This window comes from Vibrio sp. vnigr-6D03 (genome assembly GCF_002835515.1).
GTDB classification, from domain to species: Bacteria; Pseudomonadota; Gammaproteobacteria; order Enterobacterales; family Vibrionaceae; genus Vibrio; species Vibrio penaeicida.
In genome coordinates this window covers 25,505-41,115 of the sequence record NZ_PIZL01000021.1, presented here as the reverse complement: position 1 = coordinate 41,115, position 15,611 = coordinate 25,505, and the positions used below count along the sequence as shown (strand labels likewise).

19 protein-coding genes and 1 pseudogene are annotated in these 15,611 nt (G+C 45.0%); 5 read left to right on the top strand and 15 right to left on the bottom strand.

All coding sequences use genetic code 11. From position 1 onward, the window contains the following. Window positions 1–140 precede the first annotated feature (140 nt). From hisD to CW749_RS18145, 4 genes are all read left to right on the top strand, one after another. Window positions 141–1,445, top strand: a complete 1,305-nt coding sequence (gene hisD, locus CW749_RS18160) for a histidinol dehydrogenase (RefSeq protein ID WP_101113689.1) — start codon at window positions 141–143, stop codon at window positions 1,443–1,445. Continuing rightward, a complete protein-coding gene (locus tag CW749_RS18155) occupies window positions 1,445–2,212 on the top strand; it encodes an SDR family oxidoreductase (protein ID WP_101113688.1) in 768 nt (255 codons plus the stop codon). The genes hisD and CW749_RS18155 overlap by 1 nt, the downstream gene beginning before the upstream one ends. A 25-nt stretch (window positions 2,213–2,237) precedes the next feature. Further along, the gene (locus tag CW749_RS18150; RefSeq protein WP_101113687.1) at window positions 2,238–3,236 is read left to right on the top strand and encodes an alcohol dehydrogenase catalytic domain-containing protein; all 999 of its coding nucleotides are present in this window, start codon (window positions 2,238–2,240) and stop codon (window positions 3,234–3,236) included. A gap of 172 nt (window positions 3,237–3,408) precedes the next feature. Then, entirely contained in the window at window positions 3,409–4,128 is a 720-nt protein-coding gene (locus CW749_RS18145) for a GntR family transcriptional regulator (RefSeq protein ID WP_101113686.1), read from the top strand. 157 nt (window positions 4,129–4,285) lie between these two features. On the opposite strand, the gene CW749_RS18140 is transcribed toward CW749_RS18145, so the two are convergent. Together CW749_RS18140 and CW749_RS18135 are read right to left on the bottom strand one after the other, a co-directional pair. Beyond that, entirely contained in the window at window positions 4,286–5,452 is a 1,167-nt protein-coding gene (locus tag CW749_RS18140; RefSeq protein WP_101113685.1) for a UxaA family hydrolase, read from the bottom strand. A 17-nt stretch (window positions 5,453–5,469) separates the two neighbouring features. Further along, on the bottom strand, window positions 5,470–5,757 hold the full coding sequence (locus CW749_RS18135) for a UxaA family hydrolase (protein ID WP_101113684.1): 288 nt from the start codon (window positions 5,755–5,757) through the stop codon (window positions 5,470–5,472). Window positions 5,758–6,152: 395 nt separating this feature from the next. On the opposite strand from CW749_RS18135, the gene CW749_RS18130 reads away from it, so the two are divergent. Further along, window positions 6,153–6,602 carry a TerB family tellurite resistance protein gene (locus CW749_RS18130; protein WP_101113683.1) on the top strand — a complete coding sequence of 150 codons (450 nt, stop codon included), beginning with the start codon at window positions 6,153–6,155 and terminating at the stop codon, window positions 6,600–6,602. A 28-nt stretch (window positions 6,603–6,630) separates the two neighbouring features. Here the strand turns inward: CW749_RS18130 and CW749_RS18125 are convergent. The 13 genes and pseudogenes from CW749_RS18125 to CW749_RS18070 form a co-directional block, all read right to left on the bottom strand. Next, window positions 6,631–6,903: pseudogene (locus CW749_RS18125) on the bottom strand (GNAT family N-acetyltransferase); the annotation flags it as partial. A 237-nt stretch (window positions 6,904–7,140) separates the two neighbouring features. Continuing rightward, the gene (locus tag CW749_RS28235; RefSeq protein ID WP_180958436.1) at window positions 7,141–7,425 is read right to left on the bottom strand and encodes a hypothetical protein; all 285 of its coding nucleotides are present in this window, start codon (window positions 7,423–7,425) and stop codon (window positions 7,141–7,143) included. Between the two features lie 10 nt (window positions 7,426–7,435). Next, window positions 7,436–7,912 (bottom strand): GNAT family N-acetyltransferase, encoded by a 477-nt coding sequence (locus CW749_RS18120; RefSeq protein ID WP_101113681.1) that lies wholly within the window; start codon window positions 7,910–7,912, stop codon window positions 7,436–7,438. A 17-nt stretch (window positions 7,913–7,929) separates the two neighbouring features. Beyond that, window positions 7,930–8,148, bottom strand: coding sequence for a VF530 family protein (locus CW749_RS18115; protein WP_101113680.1), 219 nt, complete (start codon window positions 8,146–8,148; stop codon window positions 7,930–7,932). Between the two features lie 193 nt (window positions 8,149–8,341). Then, window positions 8,342–8,974, bottom strand: a complete 633-nt coding sequence (locus CW749_RS18110) for a DUF2268 domain-containing putative Zn-dependent protease (RefSeq protein ID WP_101113679.1) — start codon at window positions 8,972–8,974, stop codon at window positions 8,342–8,344. Then, window positions 8,971–9,771: an N-formylglutamate amidohydrolase gene (locus CW749_RS18105; RefSeq protein ID WP_101113678.1), complete on the bottom strand. Its 801-nt coding sequence runs from the start codon at window positions 9,769–9,771 to the stop codon at window positions 8,971–8,973. Before CW749_RS18105 ends, CW749_RS18110 begins: the two co-directional genes overlap by 4 nt. A 335-nt stretch (window positions 9,772–10,106) precedes the next feature. Continuing rightward, window positions 10,107–10,469, bottom strand: coding sequence for a VOC family protein (locus tag CW749_RS18100; protein ID WP_101113677.1), 363 nt, complete (start codon window positions 10,467–10,469; stop codon window positions 10,107–10,109). A 109-nt stretch (window positions 10,470–10,578) separates the two neighbouring features. After that, window positions 10,579–11,613: an aldo/keto reductase gene (locus CW749_RS18095; protein ID WP_101113676.1), complete on the bottom strand. Its 1,035-nt coding sequence runs from the start codon at window positions 11,611–11,613 to the stop codon at window positions 10,579–10,581. 25 nt (window positions 11,614–11,638) lie between these two features. Beyond that, complete coding sequence (locus tag CW749_RS18090) at window positions 11,639–12,592, bottom strand: Gfo/Idh/MocA family oxidoreductase (RefSeq protein WP_101113675.1); 954 nt, start codon at window positions 12,590–12,592, stop codon at window positions 11,639–11,641. A 1-nt stretch (window position 12,593) separates the two neighbouring features. Continuing rightward, the gene (locus CW749_RS18085; RefSeq protein ID WP_101113674.1) at window positions 12,594–13,460 is read right to left on the bottom strand and encodes a class III extradiol dioxygenase subunit beta; all 867 of its coding nucleotides are present in this window, start codon (window positions 13,458–13,460) and stop codon (window positions 12,594–12,596) included. Next, window positions 13,453–13,860, bottom strand: coding sequence for a protocatechuate 4,5-dioxygenase subunit alpha (gene ligA, locus CW749_RS18080; protein ID WP_101113673.1), 408 nt, complete (start codon window positions 13,858–13,860; stop codon window positions 13,453–13,455). The genes CW749_RS18085 and ligA overlap by 8 nt, the downstream gene beginning before the upstream one ends. Continuing rightward, window positions 13,857–14,906 carry an amidohydrolase family protein gene (locus CW749_RS18075; RefSeq protein ID WP_101113672.1) on the bottom strand — a complete coding sequence of 350 codons (1,050 nt, stop codon included), beginning with the start codon at window positions 14,904–14,906 and terminating at the stop codon, window positions 13,857–13,859. The genes ligA and CW749_RS18075 overlap by 4 nt, the downstream gene beginning before the upstream one ends. Next, a complete protein-coding gene (locus tag CW749_RS18070; RefSeq protein WP_101113671.1) occupies window positions 14,903–15,610 on the bottom strand; it encodes a 4-carboxy-4-hydroxy-2-oxoadipate aldolase/oxaloacetate decarboxylase in 708 nt (235 codons plus the stop codon). Before CW749_RS18070 ends, CW749_RS18075 begins: the two co-directional genes overlap by 4 nt. Window position 15,611 lies beyond the last annotated feature (1 nt).

The window sequence follows — 15,611 nt, the reverse complement described above, 5'->3', positions numbered from 1 at the left end:
AACTGAACTAGTCGTGCAACCGAACTAGTCACGTAACAGAACTACTCATGTAACAAAAATAGCTTTAAACGTGCAGCGATCGCTGTAGGGGTTTCTGCACGCCAAATTTTTGAAAGAAGCACATTTCCAAGGAGATAATAATGGCAATTCAATATAAGAAAAAGGCGATAAAAACAGCTTCAACTGGCGAACAAGATACAAGCCGAATCGTCAGCGACATGCTTGCTAAAATTGCAGAAGGTGGTGAACAACAAGTCATCGACTTCACAAAATCCTTCGACGATTGGGATGGCGATATCCTTGTTGGTGAAGAAGCGATTCAAGCTGCCGAAGAGCAACTCACCGATCAGATGAAGGCGGACATCAAATTTGCTTATGACCGAGTCAAACGATTCGCTCAAGCGCAATTAGATTCTTTAAAAGAGTTCGAAGTGGAGCTGTCTCCCGGCTTATACGCAGGGCAAAAGCTTATCCCAATGAACACTGCGGGCTGTTATGTACCGGGAGGACGATACTCTCACATTGCGTCAGCCATCATGAGTATCACCACCGCCAAAGTAGCGGGCGTAAAGAATGTTGTGGCTTGCTCTCCAGCTCGACCAGAGGTTGGCATTAACCCAGCGGTGCTCTACACCATGAAACTGTGTGGCGCAGATTATATGTTGGCACTAGGTGGCGTTCAGGGTATTGCATCTATGGCGAATGGTTTATTTACCGGAAACAAAGCCGACATATTGGTGGGACCAGGTAATCGGTTTGTCGCGGAATCTAAGCGTCAACTTTACGGTCAAGTCGGTATCGACATGTTTGCCGGTCCATCTGAAATTGCAGTGATTGCAGATGAAACAGCGGATCCTGAAATCGTCGCGGTTGACTTGGTAGGCCAAGCCGAACATGGCTTCGATAGCCCTGCTTGGTTATTCACAACGTCTGATTCGCTTGCAGAGCAAGTGATGAAGCGAGTACCTGAGCTGATCGCCGACCTGCCAGACACAGCCAAACAAGCTGCGACTGCCGCATGGGATGATTATGGTGAAGTCATTGTGTGTGACACGCGCGAAGAAGTGGTCCAAATCAGTGACGAATACGCCTCGGAGCATTTGGAAGTTCAAACTGCCGATCTTGATTGGTGGCTAGAAAACTTATCGAACTACGGCTCACTTTTCTTAGGAGAGGAATCCACTGTCGCATTTGGTGATAAGTGCTCAGGGCCTAACCACATTCTTCCGACCAAAGGCGCGGCGAAGTACACCGGAGGATTGTCGGTCAGCAAGTTCATTAAGATCTGTTCGTTCCAACGCCTGAGCGAAGAAGCAAACCGTGAGGTTGCCGCCGTTACCGCGCGTATTTCTCGTCTTGAAGGTATGGAAGCGCATGCCAGAACAGGTGATGCTCGATTGGCAAAATACTTCCCTGAAGAACAGTTTGAGTTGGGATACAAATAATGAGCACATCGGCGAATTTCTCTATTGAAGGGCAAGTCGCACTGGTCACTGGCGGCGGTTCCGGTATCGGCCGCCAGTTTGCCAAAACGCTTGCGGCCGCTGGTGCTAAAGTTGTCATCATGGGCAGGCGTGATTCTCCCCTCAAAGACACAGTGGCAGAGATCGAGATGGAGGGAGGAACGGCGAGTTACATTCGTTGCGATTTAACACGCTTTGACCAGTTAGAACAACATATTGCGCAGTGCAAATCCATCTATGGTGCGCCGGATATTTTGGCGAATGTTGCAGGTCAGAACTTGCGCCAACCCGTTGATGAAGTTGATGAGACGAGCTGGGATAGCACTCTCAACATCAACCTAAAATTGCCCTTCTTTCTTGCAAAAGCCTTGGTACCAGACATGAAAGAAAAGGGATACGGAAAGATCATCAATATCGCCTCACTGCAAAGCGAGCGTGCGTTTGCCAACAGTGTGCCTTACGGCGCATCTAAAGGTGGCGTATGTCAGCTGACTCGTGCCATGGCAGAAGCTTGGTCTGGTGATGGTATCACGTGCAACGCCATCGCTCCTGGCTTCTTCCCGAGTGAATTGACGCAACCCTTGTTTGAAGATGCAGACAAACTGCAAGTACTCGCCAATCAAACGGCGATAGGCAGAAACGGTGAAATGGAAGATTTAAATGGTCCCATACTGTTTTTTGCTTCACACGCTTCGGACTACGTAACGGGTCAAACCTTATTTGTGGATGGTGGGTTTACGGCTAAGTGACGGTGAATTTAAAAAGGATAGAATCATGAAAGCACTCGTTTATACCAATAAAAACGAAGTCACCTTTGAAATGCAAAACACGCCTACCCCGCAGGAAGGCGAGGTATTGGTGAAAATAGAGAAAGCGGGCATTTGCGGTTCCGATATGCACGCTTATCACGGACACGACCCAAGACGCGTACCCCCTTTGATTCTTGGGCATGAAGCCTGTGGTATTGCCATGAATGGTAAGTACTTGAACAAGCGAGTTGTCCTTAACCCTTTGATTACATGCATGGAGTGCGCCGACTGCTTAAGCGGCAGAACTAATTTGTGTAAAAATCGAACGGCCATTGGGTTAAAAATGCCAGGTGCGTTTGCCGAATATACGGTGATACCGGAAACCAACCTTATTCCAGTGCCTGAGGGGATGAAACCAGAACATGCCGCCTTAGCCGAACCCGCAGCAACGGCTTTACACGCCATAGCGCTGGTGGAAAAACACATGCACCGGACGTTAAGTGAAAGCACAGCAATGGTCATTGGTGGCGGGTCCATCGGGTTGCTTTGCGCCCTTTTTCTCAAACTAAAAGGCGCAAGACACATTATTCTGAGTGATACGAATGCGCAAAGGCTAAACACCGCTAGGGTTTCTGGAATTACTGACTTACACAACCCAGCTAAAGACGAACCCGTTGATGAATCTAGTATTGATGTGGTTGTCGATGCAGTAGGCTCTAGCCATACACGCAATGCGGGGATGAACGCGGTTAAACAGGGTGGCGTATTCATGCATGTGGGGTTACAAGATTCCTTTGGTGAATTCGATGTACGGAAAATGACCCTTCAAGAAGTCGCTGTTTTGGGTTCATTTTCTTACACTCAACTGGATATGATTTCAGCCGTAGATGCTTTACACCGTGGTGCATTGGGTGAGTTATCGTGGATTGAGGAGCGCCCTTTAAGTTTGGGAAGTCAGGCTTTTGATGACCTTGATAACAACCGAACCGCAGCAGCCAAAATCATTCTCGATGTAAGTGCCTAACGCAACAAACCGTTCCTAAAAAATCCCTAGAAAACCACTAGGGATTTTTCTAACTGGTATCACACCTAAATTCGCTCAAAACACTGTATTTATTCCATTCCACTACAGACAGCTTACCTCTTGATTGTTAATATGAAGCTTAAGAAACGAACGAGTAAAGAGCACACATCTCATGAATAAACCCACCCACTTTCTTCCTTTGTACATGCAAGTAAAAGAGCTTTTGATACAAAGATTGATCGATAAAGTGTGGTTACCGGGTAGCCCTTTACCCAGTGAATTTCAGTTAGCGGATGAATTGCAAGTCAGCCAAGGTACAGTAAGGAAGGCCCTGGATGAATTGGCAGCGGAAAAGTTGGTAGTTCGTCGACAAGGTAAAGGCACTTACGTAGCCGAACACACACAAGAACAACCGCTCTACCATTTCTTTCGATTAGTTGATTTACAAGGGAAACGTCACCTTCCCGAAAGTACAATACTCGACTTCAATCGCTACCCTGCCACTCTTCTCGAAAGCGAATCGTTGGATTTATCCGATGAAGAACAAGTTATTCGAATTACTCGAACTCGCGCACTTGAAGGTGTTCCTGTCATATACGAGACCATCTCTCTGCCAGAAAAGCTGTTCGCTAACATGCCGCTAACCGATGAACTTCCCAATACGCTATATAGCTTTTACCAGCGTGAATTTGGGTTGTCTGTGGTTAAAGTTATCGAAAAGCTGAGAGCCGTTTTGTCAAACGAGATAGAAGAAACCCACCTAGAGATAAAGACTGGAACACCACTGCTAGAAGCCAAACGTGTGGCATACGCTTTGAATGGAGAAGCGGTGGAACTTAGGGTCACGCGCTGCCATACCGATCAGCATTGTTACTTGAACGAACTGAGCTAGAAGAACACCTCGTAAACTTGCGTCATTCTCCTGCAGCCAATTCTGTAAGGTATTCGTTTTTGTAGAGCCCTTGCTCCCTCAACCAAACACGAAAAAGCCTTTCTAAAAAGAAAGGCTTGGGAGTGATTGATATAAGTGACCGTGGATTCGAAAATCGCTATGCGCTTCGATACAACTTCGTGAGTGAAAATTCAACATGACCAAGAACTTCAGCACAGGTATTACGACCATTTGCTGTGTCTATAACCATTTCGATCAATTCATCTCCAGCTTCATCCAACGTCATTTCGTGGCGTAAAATTGCAGACACATCGTGATCAATATGCTCACTCATTGTACGCACTGTTCTTGGGTTTCCGGTGATCTTAAGCACAGGCATAATTGGGTTGCCAATTACGTTACCTTGCCCCGTTGGGAATAGGTGAACCGCATAGCCACCAGCGGCTTGTAGAGTGTTACATTCTGCTGCGGCAGAAGAAGTATCCATAAAGTACAAACCAGGGCCTTTCGCTGGTGTTTCAGCTGGCTCTAACACGTCTACATACTGTGTTTTCTTACCGATTTTTTGCACGTTACCGAGCGCTTTCTCTTCAATCGTGGTTAAGCCACCTTCGATGTTCCCTTTCGTCGGTTGCGAGTCAGAAAGATCGTTTGTTTTCTCTGCCAGAATAAACTCGTTATAGGATGACCAAGTTTTCATAAACTTCTCGCCAGCTTCTGGCGTAGCCGCACGACCTTTAACAATCTGCTCGGCACCCGTGATTTCCGATGTTTCTCCAAAGCATGTTGTCGCACCCGCTTCGTTCATCTTGTCGATGAAGTTACCCACCGTTGGGTTAGCAGATAAACCAGACGTCGTATCCGATTCACCACATTTCACAGCGACCCATAAGTCACTAATTGGGCACTCTTCTCGGCTTAATGCTGTCGCATAGTGGACAAACTCTTTTGCCGTACGAGACGCCGCAGCCACAGTGTTAATGTCGCCGTTTTGCTCAATCGAAAACCCTTTTACTGGTTTGCCCGTTTCAGCAATGCCATCCACTACCTTCTGTGTCCAACCTGGCTCGATACCAATGACCACTACTGCGGCAACGTTTGGATTCGCCCCCGTTCCAATAATGGTTCTGAAATGCAAATCAAGATCGGCACCGAATTGCAAACGACCATATGCGTGTGGAATAGCGATGGTGCCTTTAATGTTATTGGCAACGGATTCACACGCTGCGTTTGAAATATCATCCAACGGAAGAATCAGTACATGGTTACGTACGCCCACTCGACCGTTTTCGCGACGGTAACCCATAAATGTATTACGTTTCATTTTTATCACTCCTTTGATTACCAGCGCTTGGTTTTAATATTGTGAACGTGAGCGTGACCGCCAGCAGAGATAGATTCCACGACTTTGCCCATGTCTTCGTTGTACTTGATAATGGTGTCGCCCACATCAAGATCCCTCAAAGCAATTTTGTGACCAAGGGGAATGTCATTCAGTGCGGTCAAAACGATCTCTTCATCGGTATCCATCATGTATCCGGTGACTTGCATGCCTTTTACAACATTCTCAACCACCATTACGCCCACGCTATCGTTTACATCGTGAACTAGGAAGTGTGTTTCGCTCATATCTCTGTCCTTAGTTGCGTTATTTAGACCACCTGAAAACCCTCTCTCAGGCATATGTTCTTATGACTTATTGATGTTGAGATCCAAAGTACCAATCGATTAATTTGCAATCAATAGGATTTTATATCTTATGTCTTATATAAGACATAAGATATACGGATAGAATTCATTTTAAATATTTATTATTCAATAACCTATTAACAAAAAATCTTAGAAATACGTCATCTACCCAATTTCAATAATCGTGATTTACTTCAAATTATCATTTTCATCCACATCAGTATGAGAGGATCAATGCTTGGATCATTGACTATCGCAACTTGCAATTGACGGTCTTTGCCCCAAAGTTAATCAGAGCTTCAAGTTTAAATAATGCCAATCGTTAGGAGATAAAGATGATCTCTACTCTATCTAAAATTTTTAAGCAGCTTACTGAAGGCAGCGATCTGAATTCAGGCGAATCGACCAACCCCAATTTGGCCATTGCCTCACTGTTTTTTGAAGTGTCTGGAGCTGATCACCACATTGATGAATCGGAAGAAAAAGCTACTTTGTCCATGCTAAAGAAAGTACTCGAAGTGGATGAAGCAGAAGCGAAAGCCTTATTGGATCAAGCTAAGAATCAGTCAAAAGATGTCTCTTCTCTCTATGAGTTTACTTCTCAACTCAGACACCTTGGTCAACCAGAACGCATTACTGTCATCAAAGCTTTGTGGGAGGTCGCATATGCCGATAAGCATTTGGATCCTCTAGAAGAATCCGTCATCCGAAAAGCGGCTGAATTACTTTATGTTGATCATAAAGATTTCATCAAGACTAAATTGGAAGTGACGGGAGATAGGTGATAGGTTCCCCCTGACTACGACGGGTTACCTAGAGGAACTTTTCAATCAATATTTCATCTATCAGCTTGCCACGCATTTTTGCATGGCTTTTTGCTGTCCCGATGACTTCAAACCCGTGATTTAGATACGTTGACAGCGCCCTGTCGTTGTCTCCTCTCACGTACGCAAACAACTTCTCGTATCCTTTATCTTTCGCTGAATAGAACGTCGCTTGAAACAATTGCTTTGCGATACCTTGCCTTCGAAATTGGCTATCCACGAAAGTACCGATTACACCAACATGATCGAATGCGTTAGTGTATACCCAAGTGACCTCAAGGTGCAGGATTCAGAGCCTCATATTCTGTTTCAATTCAAGGAAAAGAACGCAGCGGAATGATGAGTCCTTTCCAAGTTCTTTGACGAGGAAGTGAGGCAGAATATGGGCTCCCAAGGGCGAGTTTAACTGGCTTTCATACTGCGTTATCGATTCTTGATTTAGAACCACTAGATCTTCAAATCGATGCCTTGACTGAAAGCCAGTTAACTCTCGCTGAACCTAGCACCTTGAGGTTACTTGGGTATAAGTCGCAAAGGGCTCTACATTTTGAAAACCGACCACAGTATTGCACTTTTCTAATACCGCGACCTGAAACACACCGCGTGTTGGGAATTGTCGAATAAACGCTTCTTCTTCCTTCAGAGAAAAGGTTTTATCCAATATGGTGAAGCGCCCCTCTTCAATGATCGGATTCAGTATGTTGATGATGCCCAATGCGTCTGACACCTCTGCTTCCCTAATCACGATATTCAACGTTTCGTCACCTGCCAACTCACAACTCATGTTAAACCCATTACTTTGTATTTATGAGCCAATGGAAATAAGGTCTCTCCCCTTCCCATCGCTCAATGGTGGCACCCAACCCTACATAAAATTGATGAGCACGTTTATTCAACGGGCTTGCCGTCCACGAAATATGGGAAACGGAATGCTCTTCGGCGATTTCAAATAGGGTTTTCAGAATATGACGACCATATCCTTTAGACCGATGCTCTCCCACAACCAATAAATCGTCGAGCCAAACAGAAGGTGTGCCGCTAAATGATGAATACCGATAATGGTACAAAGCAAAACCCTTCACACGATTTTCTACCTCAAGCAAAATGGCGTGAGCAAAGGGTTGGGGACCAAATAGTGTTGATTCGATTTTGTCTACGGTTGTCGTAACTTCACCAGAGAATCCTTTCATCTGGCGATCAAATTCTGCTTTTTCCTTAATCAAATCAAGTAAGAGGCTGGCATCTTCTACTGTGGCTTTCCTTATCCGCACTCCGTTTCTCCTTCAATTTAATTGAATGTTTGGATATAAAGAGACTCGACTTTGTCGCGGGCCCATTGGGTCTTTCTTAGAAATTTGAGTGACGACTTTATCGATGGGTCATTGTAAAAGCAGTTCACATTAATCTCGTTATATAACCCATCCCAGCCGTAGTGCTCAACAAGCCGCGTGAGTATTTTTTCTAACGTGAGTCCGTGAAGTGGATTATTTGGTTGAGATTGAGTCATGGAGCGTTATTCCTATCAACATGCAGTCTGAAATGGCACAAAGAACGCATCATATCAGGCATTGAGTGGCTACCCACGCGTTTTGTTCAGCGCTCCAAGCTTTTATTTAACTCTCCAAGTTTTTATTTAACGCTCGAGCTTTTGTTTCGCCTTCGAAGCTTTGTTTCGCCTTCGAAGAAGTTGAACGAGAGCGTCATTGAGTAAAAAAAGCATCCGCGGGCAAACTCAGTGCGATTTCTTCGGTGACACCGTGCTCTTCTATGTATTGCGCAATTAAGTTGAAACCAACCCAATACCCAGCGTATTTAGGAAATCTTCCGTTATCGGTACCAAAGAAATATTCAGCAAAATTAAAGTCTTTGCTAGTCAGCTTAAGCTCCATTTCTTCAAGTAGATTGCGCCAACATACGTCTTCCATGCCAGTAAACAGTGATGGAATCACACCACCATTAAACCTTTGTTCGAAGTGACACGCTAACCCCTCGTAAACCAAGTTTTCAGCTAACGTATCTCCAGGAAGCCCCAACTTCATACGTTCGATATGGTTTACTTCGTGTGCCAGAACTGCCCCAAACTCTTTCGCAATGATGCTTTTGACGTCATCTCTGTCGGTATCCAACATGATTTCGATACGATAACGATTGATCGCCCATCCACCAATACCTGAGTTCGGTGCTTCCCCTTTTTCATAGGGGCTTAGCGTAACGTCGACATCATCCAAATCGAAATATTTGCATAATGGTTTAGACGCAAGGTGAAAGTAGCGTTCTAATTCTGTATCCAGACCATCAAGCTTTCCCGATGCATTTAAAATCGTTAGTTTCACCTAACACTCCCTTTCACTTTGCTTTGGTCATCACAAATCAAATTTGAATCCAAAAAGACTTGTTTAAGCCTTGATTTTGCTTTGTCGAAAATGGCTTGGTTGATCTCGGGAACTGTTTTGCTCTCCCACCCTTCACTCGGTAAATAGTTGGTGTAGCGCAACTCAACTTGAATGGCTTCAACATTTGGGTTATTGCAGTATTTTGCAGTGATATACCCTCCAGTGAATACATTGTTTAACTCAGTTTCAAAACCATTGCGTTCGAATGAGGTGTTTAGTTTCTCTAAAAATTCCGGTGAAGAGCTTTTTCCATGAACATTGCCTAAGCAAATATCACAGCTTAAAGGCCCCATAAAACTGTGTAAGTCAATTAGGTAGGCAACGCCGAATCGCTGTATAGCGCTTTTTATTAGTTCATCCAGTGCGGAATGATAAGGGAGATAAAAGGATTCGATTCTCTTAGAAACTTCAGAGGTAGAAGGTTTTACTCGGTATATCTCCTCCCCCCAAGTATTTCGCTCGTAAACGATGGCTTGTTTAAACTCGCCAAACGAATCTTTTTTTAGCTCTCTATTTAGGTCGACCACATATCGACTCATGCTCGTGGAAATGATGTTTACGTTATATTCATCGAGAAAATCATAAAGCTCATTCAAGTGCCAATCCATATTGGGTAGAGAGCGTCGACCTAAGTCTGACAAGTTGTTGAGTGCTTCTTCACACAGCTCGACACCGCTGTGAGGAAAGCTAAAGATATAAGGTGATGAAGGGTCTTTCTTTACTTTCAGCCAATGCAATTATTCACTCCTTGATGGTCATCCATCGAATAACTTGGTTGTATTGGGATGAGCGGAGACGCGGAGAAACCAGCCACCTCAAACTCATAGGTATTTAATGGCGGCAATCATACTCACACTCTGTATACACAGCTAATCACATCAAAAAGATTTATAGAAGTTTTGAGAAGCACATCGAAGAACTAAGAAATAGCGATTTCTAGCTAAGCTCAGAAAACAAAAAGCTTCTGCGCTGGATTGACGCAGAAGCTCTGGAGTACCGTTGCTATTGGGCAAATCAGCCAGCTATATAAAGCATCGGTAAGTCGAGTCTTAAATGTTAAGAGCCTGTCGACCTAGTCAGCAAAAACCAGTTTATTCTTGTCGAGATCCCTAACATACGCAGAAAAACGAGGACCACGCTGGTTTGGCTCTCCTTCACAAGTACCACCTAATTCAATGGCTTTTTCATAGAGCCTTTTTACTTCATTGGTGGATCCAACGCTAAAACCAACCATTGTTCCGTTTCCATTGGTGGCGGCTTCCTTATCAAAAGGGATAGCCACTGCAAACGCAAAGTCTTGGTTTTCATCTTGCCAGTAGGTCATTCTATCCGTCGCCAACACTTGGCTAAGCCCTGTATTTTCGAATAGCGAATCATAGAATGTGTTCGCGGCTTCAATGTTATTGGTTCCTACAACGAAATAGTTCATTTTCATAGCTTTATACTCTTCACTTATTTGAGAACCGATAATGAACCGTTTCCCTGACAGGGGGTGTCAGTAGCGATGGTTATCAACTCAAAAGTTATCAGCACAAGAAGAGTGGCTAAGATAATGAACTTACTGCAAGTGCTCGGTCATTTTCTGAATCTGTCGAAGACATGATCGCATCTGTATAACGTTGACCAACTACGAGCTGTTCGTTGATCATTTGGTCCAACATAACGAGCGTTTGTTCATCCAATACCAAATCGGAAGCGCCGATATTTTCTTCCATATATTGAATAGTTTTAGTGCCCGGAATGGGAACTAACGTTTTATTACCGTTCGAATCAGCTTGATTCGTCAACCATGCTAACGACAACTGTGCCATAGAGCACCCAAGTTGCTCCGCAAGCTTTTTAAAAGGGACCAACAGCTGTTTATTTTGTTGAAAAGCAAGCGGTTCAAAACGCGGTCTGGCGTTTGTACACCGAATATCATTGTCGGGCAATTGGGTGACATCCAATGCCTTACCTGTGAAGAATTGACGCCCCAAGGGAGAAAAAGGAACGAACGTAACACCTAAATCGGTGCAGGTTTGTAACAGGCGAAATTCCGGAGTGCGAGACCATAACGAGTATTCAGATTGAACCGCTGCAACAGCGTACTCCTTATGAGCTCGGCTTAACGTACTACTGGATATTTCAGACAACCCTATTTCTCGGATTTTCCCTTCACGAACTAAATCGCCTAAAGCACCAACGCTTTCTTCGATGGGTACATTGGGATCCAAGCGATGAAGGTAATAGAGATCGATAACATCCGTTTTCAATCGTTTCAGGCTGGCTTCACATTGCGCCTTTAACGTGTCAGGACGTCCGTCAATAATGGCTTTGCCTTGAGGGTCTTTAACAAACCCACATTTACTCGCCAGCACATATTCATCGCGTCGCGACCTGAGCGTTTCTCCAATCAAAGATTCGTTGTGACCTCTGCCATACATCGAAGCAGTATCCAAAAATCGATACCCCACATCGAGGGCTCGATTCAATAACTTCGCCGAGGTCGCGTCGTCTGCAGGACCATATCCCATAGACATGCTCATGCACCCTAACCCAATAGGTGACACATTCAATGATCCTATACGTCGCGTTTCCATACTCATCCTTGATTGATATTGCTGTTTATTTATTCGAGAGATTCAATAAGTTTTCAATTTGATCGAGTACCTTCATCGCAGACAACGCTTGATGAACGCTGGCATTGGGCTCTCTTTTTTCACGAATTGCCGCAAAGAACTCCCTGTCTTGCAATTCGATTCCATTCATTGATACATCGACATTTGAAACGTCGATCGGGTTTTCTTTACCATCAACAAGATCATCGTAACGTGCGATGTAAGTGCCATTATCACAAATATAACGAAAGAACGTGCCAAGAGGACCGTCATTATTGAACGAAAGCGACAGTGTACAAATCGCACCAGATTCTGTTTTTAGCCCAATGCTCATGTCCATCGCAATACCCAACTCTGGGTGTTTAGGCCCCTCCATCGCTTGAACTTGAACGATTTCTTCACCCGTTTGATAAGAAAATAGATCCACAGTATGGCAGGCATGGTGCCACAATAAGTGATCTGTCCAACTTCTTGGTTGCCCCAACGCATTCAAATTTTTCCTACGGAAAAAGTAGGTTTGTACATCCATTTGCTGAATGCTCATTTCACCCTGTTTGATTTTGTTGTGGACGTATTGGTGGCTAGGATTAAAACGGCGTGTATGCCCCGCCATCGCGATCAAACCTGTCTCGTTTTGCATCTGGCAGATGGATTCCGCATCCGCCAAAGAATCCGCCATCGGGATTTCTATCATCACGTGTTTGCCGGCTTTCATTACTTGCAAAGCCTGCTTAGCGTGAATTGGAGTTGGCGATGTAATAATGGCAGCTTCTACACCCGGCTGCGCGAGTGCCTCTTCTAGATCCAGTGTCCAATGCGCAACTCCGTATTTTTTTGCCGTTAATTCAGTACTTTCTTTTACGCCACCAGCAATACTTACGACTTCAACATCGTCTATGTTTTTTATAGCGTCGAGGTGTTTATGACCAAACGCGCCTTCTCCAACTAGGCAAATTTTCATTCTAACGTCCTTTTTTTGTTACGCGCTCAGCGGTATTTTCTAACAGCGTCATGGCATAGTGTGTGTTTGATATTGGGGCATGAGTAAATCGGTGAACTTCATCCACATTAGATTGCAGGGCGCCACGCATCACCAGCCACATAATGGCCTCTATGCCTTCAGAGCCAGTCTCTCGAATATACTCGGTATGCGGAATGTCCTTAATAGATTCAGGATCGTTCACAAATTGGTTTAACCAATTGATGTCGTAATCAACGTTAATTAAGCCTGCACGCTCTCCTTGCAATTGGTGTGACAACCCTCCCGTACCAAACACCACAACGTTCAGATCTTTAGGGAAAGATTCCACCGCTTTTCGGATTGCCTTGCCTAAGTTGTAGCAACGGTTGCCCGTAGGTTGTGGGTACTGCACAACATTAACAGCCAAGGGAATGACTTGGCATGGCCACGACTCGGGTTTTCCGTACATGATGGACAAAGGAACCGTCAAACCGTGGTCCACTGGCATTTCGTTAACAATGGTCATGTCGAATTCGTCGAGGATCAAAGACTCGGCTATGTGCCACGCCAATTCAGAGTTTCCCTTACACGCCGGTACCTTACGGGGCCCGTACCCTTCGTCGGCAGGTTGAAATTCGGGCGCGACCCCAATAGAGAAGGTAGAGATAGACTCAAGAGAGAACGCGGACGCGTGATCGTTATAAACGATAATGCACACATCTGGTTTTACTTGTTCCATCCATTCGCGAGCTGGTTGAATACCATCAACAAAGGGCTGCCAATAGTCACCAGTCATTGTGTTGTTGTCCATTGTGGCGCCGACCAATGGGATATGCGAAGTGCCTACCCCTGCAATAACTTTAGCCATTTTGATTCCCCTGTTCTTTTTTACTGCGGTTCCCCTTTATTGAGCGTCCGCCGTCTAGCATCATTTGCCTAAACTCTTCGACCGTCATCTCGGTTCCCGACATCGCGGCACCGGCATGTTGCATGGTCAGCCCATCGAAAATGGCCAGTTTAAAGGTGTAATAAATGTTGCCACCTAACTTCAGCATTTCTAGCCATTCTCGGTTCAGTACGGCTTGCTTTTGTTCTTCCGTCAAAGCGTATTTATTGACGTAAGCTTGCTCATCCTTTTCAAATTCATCGCGATTTTCTTGCTTGTTCAAAGACATACAAAACATGTTCAAATGGTAGCCTTTTCGCGATTGTTCACCATCAAATACATAAGTCCCTGGAATGTCGTCGTAATCACGCTCGTCTCTCATAACAAACCCACCTCTTTTAATCGATTGTCCAGTCGAGAAAAAACCTGCCGAACATTCCCGGACAATATTTTTTGTTTGTTTTCTTGCGATAAACTTGAGCCGTCAATGTAGCGCTTCGTATCATCAAAATAGTGACCCGTCTTAGGATCAATACCTCTGACCGCGCCCAACATTTCTGAAGCAAAGAGAATGTTTTCTATTGGTACCACCTCATTGAGTAAGTCGATGCCTTCCTGATGGTAAACACACGTATCAAAGTAAATATTATCTTTGATGAACTCCTCTAATGGTTGAAGCCCAAGCATATCGGACAGGCCTCTGAAACGTCCCCAATGGTAGGGAACGGCGCCTCCCCCATGGGGAATAATAAATTTCAAATCGGGGAAATCTTTAAACAGTGTTTTTGATTTCATCAACTGTTCAAAAGCCACCGTATCTGCGCCCAAGTAATGCGAGCCTGTTGTATGGAAGCAAGGGTGACAACAACCACTCACATGGATCATGGCAGGCACACCCAACTCCGACATTTTCTCGTAGATTGGGTAGTAATAGCGGTCATCCAGCGGCGGAGCGGTCCAATGCCCTCCTGAAGGATCTGGGCTTAAGTTACAGCCCACAAACCCCAATTCTGTTACGCAGCGTTCCAGCTCTGCTGCACTGGCTCTTAAATCGGAGTTCGGCGATTGCGGCAATTGCGCTGCGCCAATAAAGTTCTTGGGATAGAGCTGCGTAATCCGATAAATCAGATCGTTACAATGCTCACTCCAATATTTACTGGTCGTCTGGTTCCCAATGTGGTGACCCATCCAGCTAGCACGAGGCGAGAATATCGTAACGTGAGAACCACGTTCAGTTTGAAGCTTTAACTGCGCCCCTTCTAAGCTTTCGCGTATTTGATCATCACTGATTTCTACTATGCCTTTTACATGCTCAAAAAGTGGATCTTCCGCGAGCTCTTTTTTCTGCTGTTCTCGGTAATCGCCGAGCTCACTCGGTGCCGTGGTGTAATGTCCATGACAATCAATCACTAACGCATTTTCATTCATTTCAGATCCTCCAATGAATCTAAGTATCGGAATCCAACCGCTTCCAATTTGGGACGCATGTTATACATATCCAAACCCAGTACGCCGCTCGCCAATTTTTGACGTTTTTCTTCTTCGTTTGCCTCACGCTGCTGGGCGGCTTCTAACGTGGTTTCTGCCAACTGTTGAGGAACGACACAAACCCCATCGTCATCAGCGACCACCACATCACCGGGCATCACCATTTGACCACCGCACACAATCGGAACATTGACCGAGCCGAGAGTATTTTTGACCGTTCCTTTAATCGATACCGCCCTTGACCAAACTGGAAAATCCATTTCTTCAAGGTCTCGCACATCGCGAACACCAGCATCAATAATTAATCCTTTCACCCCTCTGGCTTGCGCCGAGGTCGCTAATAAATCGCCAAAGTAGCCATCATCGGAAGACGATGTCGTACCGATCACCAAAATATCGCCCGGTTCACAGAGCTCTATCGCAACATGAACCATCCAATTGTCACCGGGTTGAGCCAAAATGGTCACTGCACTGCCTGAAATCCTTGCACCTCTGTATATGGGCCTTAATTCCGAACTGAGGTGCCCGATACGCTCCTGCGCTTCATGGACTGTTGCTGCTCCGCACTGCCCTAACGCTTCAATAGTTTTTTTATTCGCTCTGTTGATATTTCTTACTGCGACGCCTTGTATTAAATGGGTCATC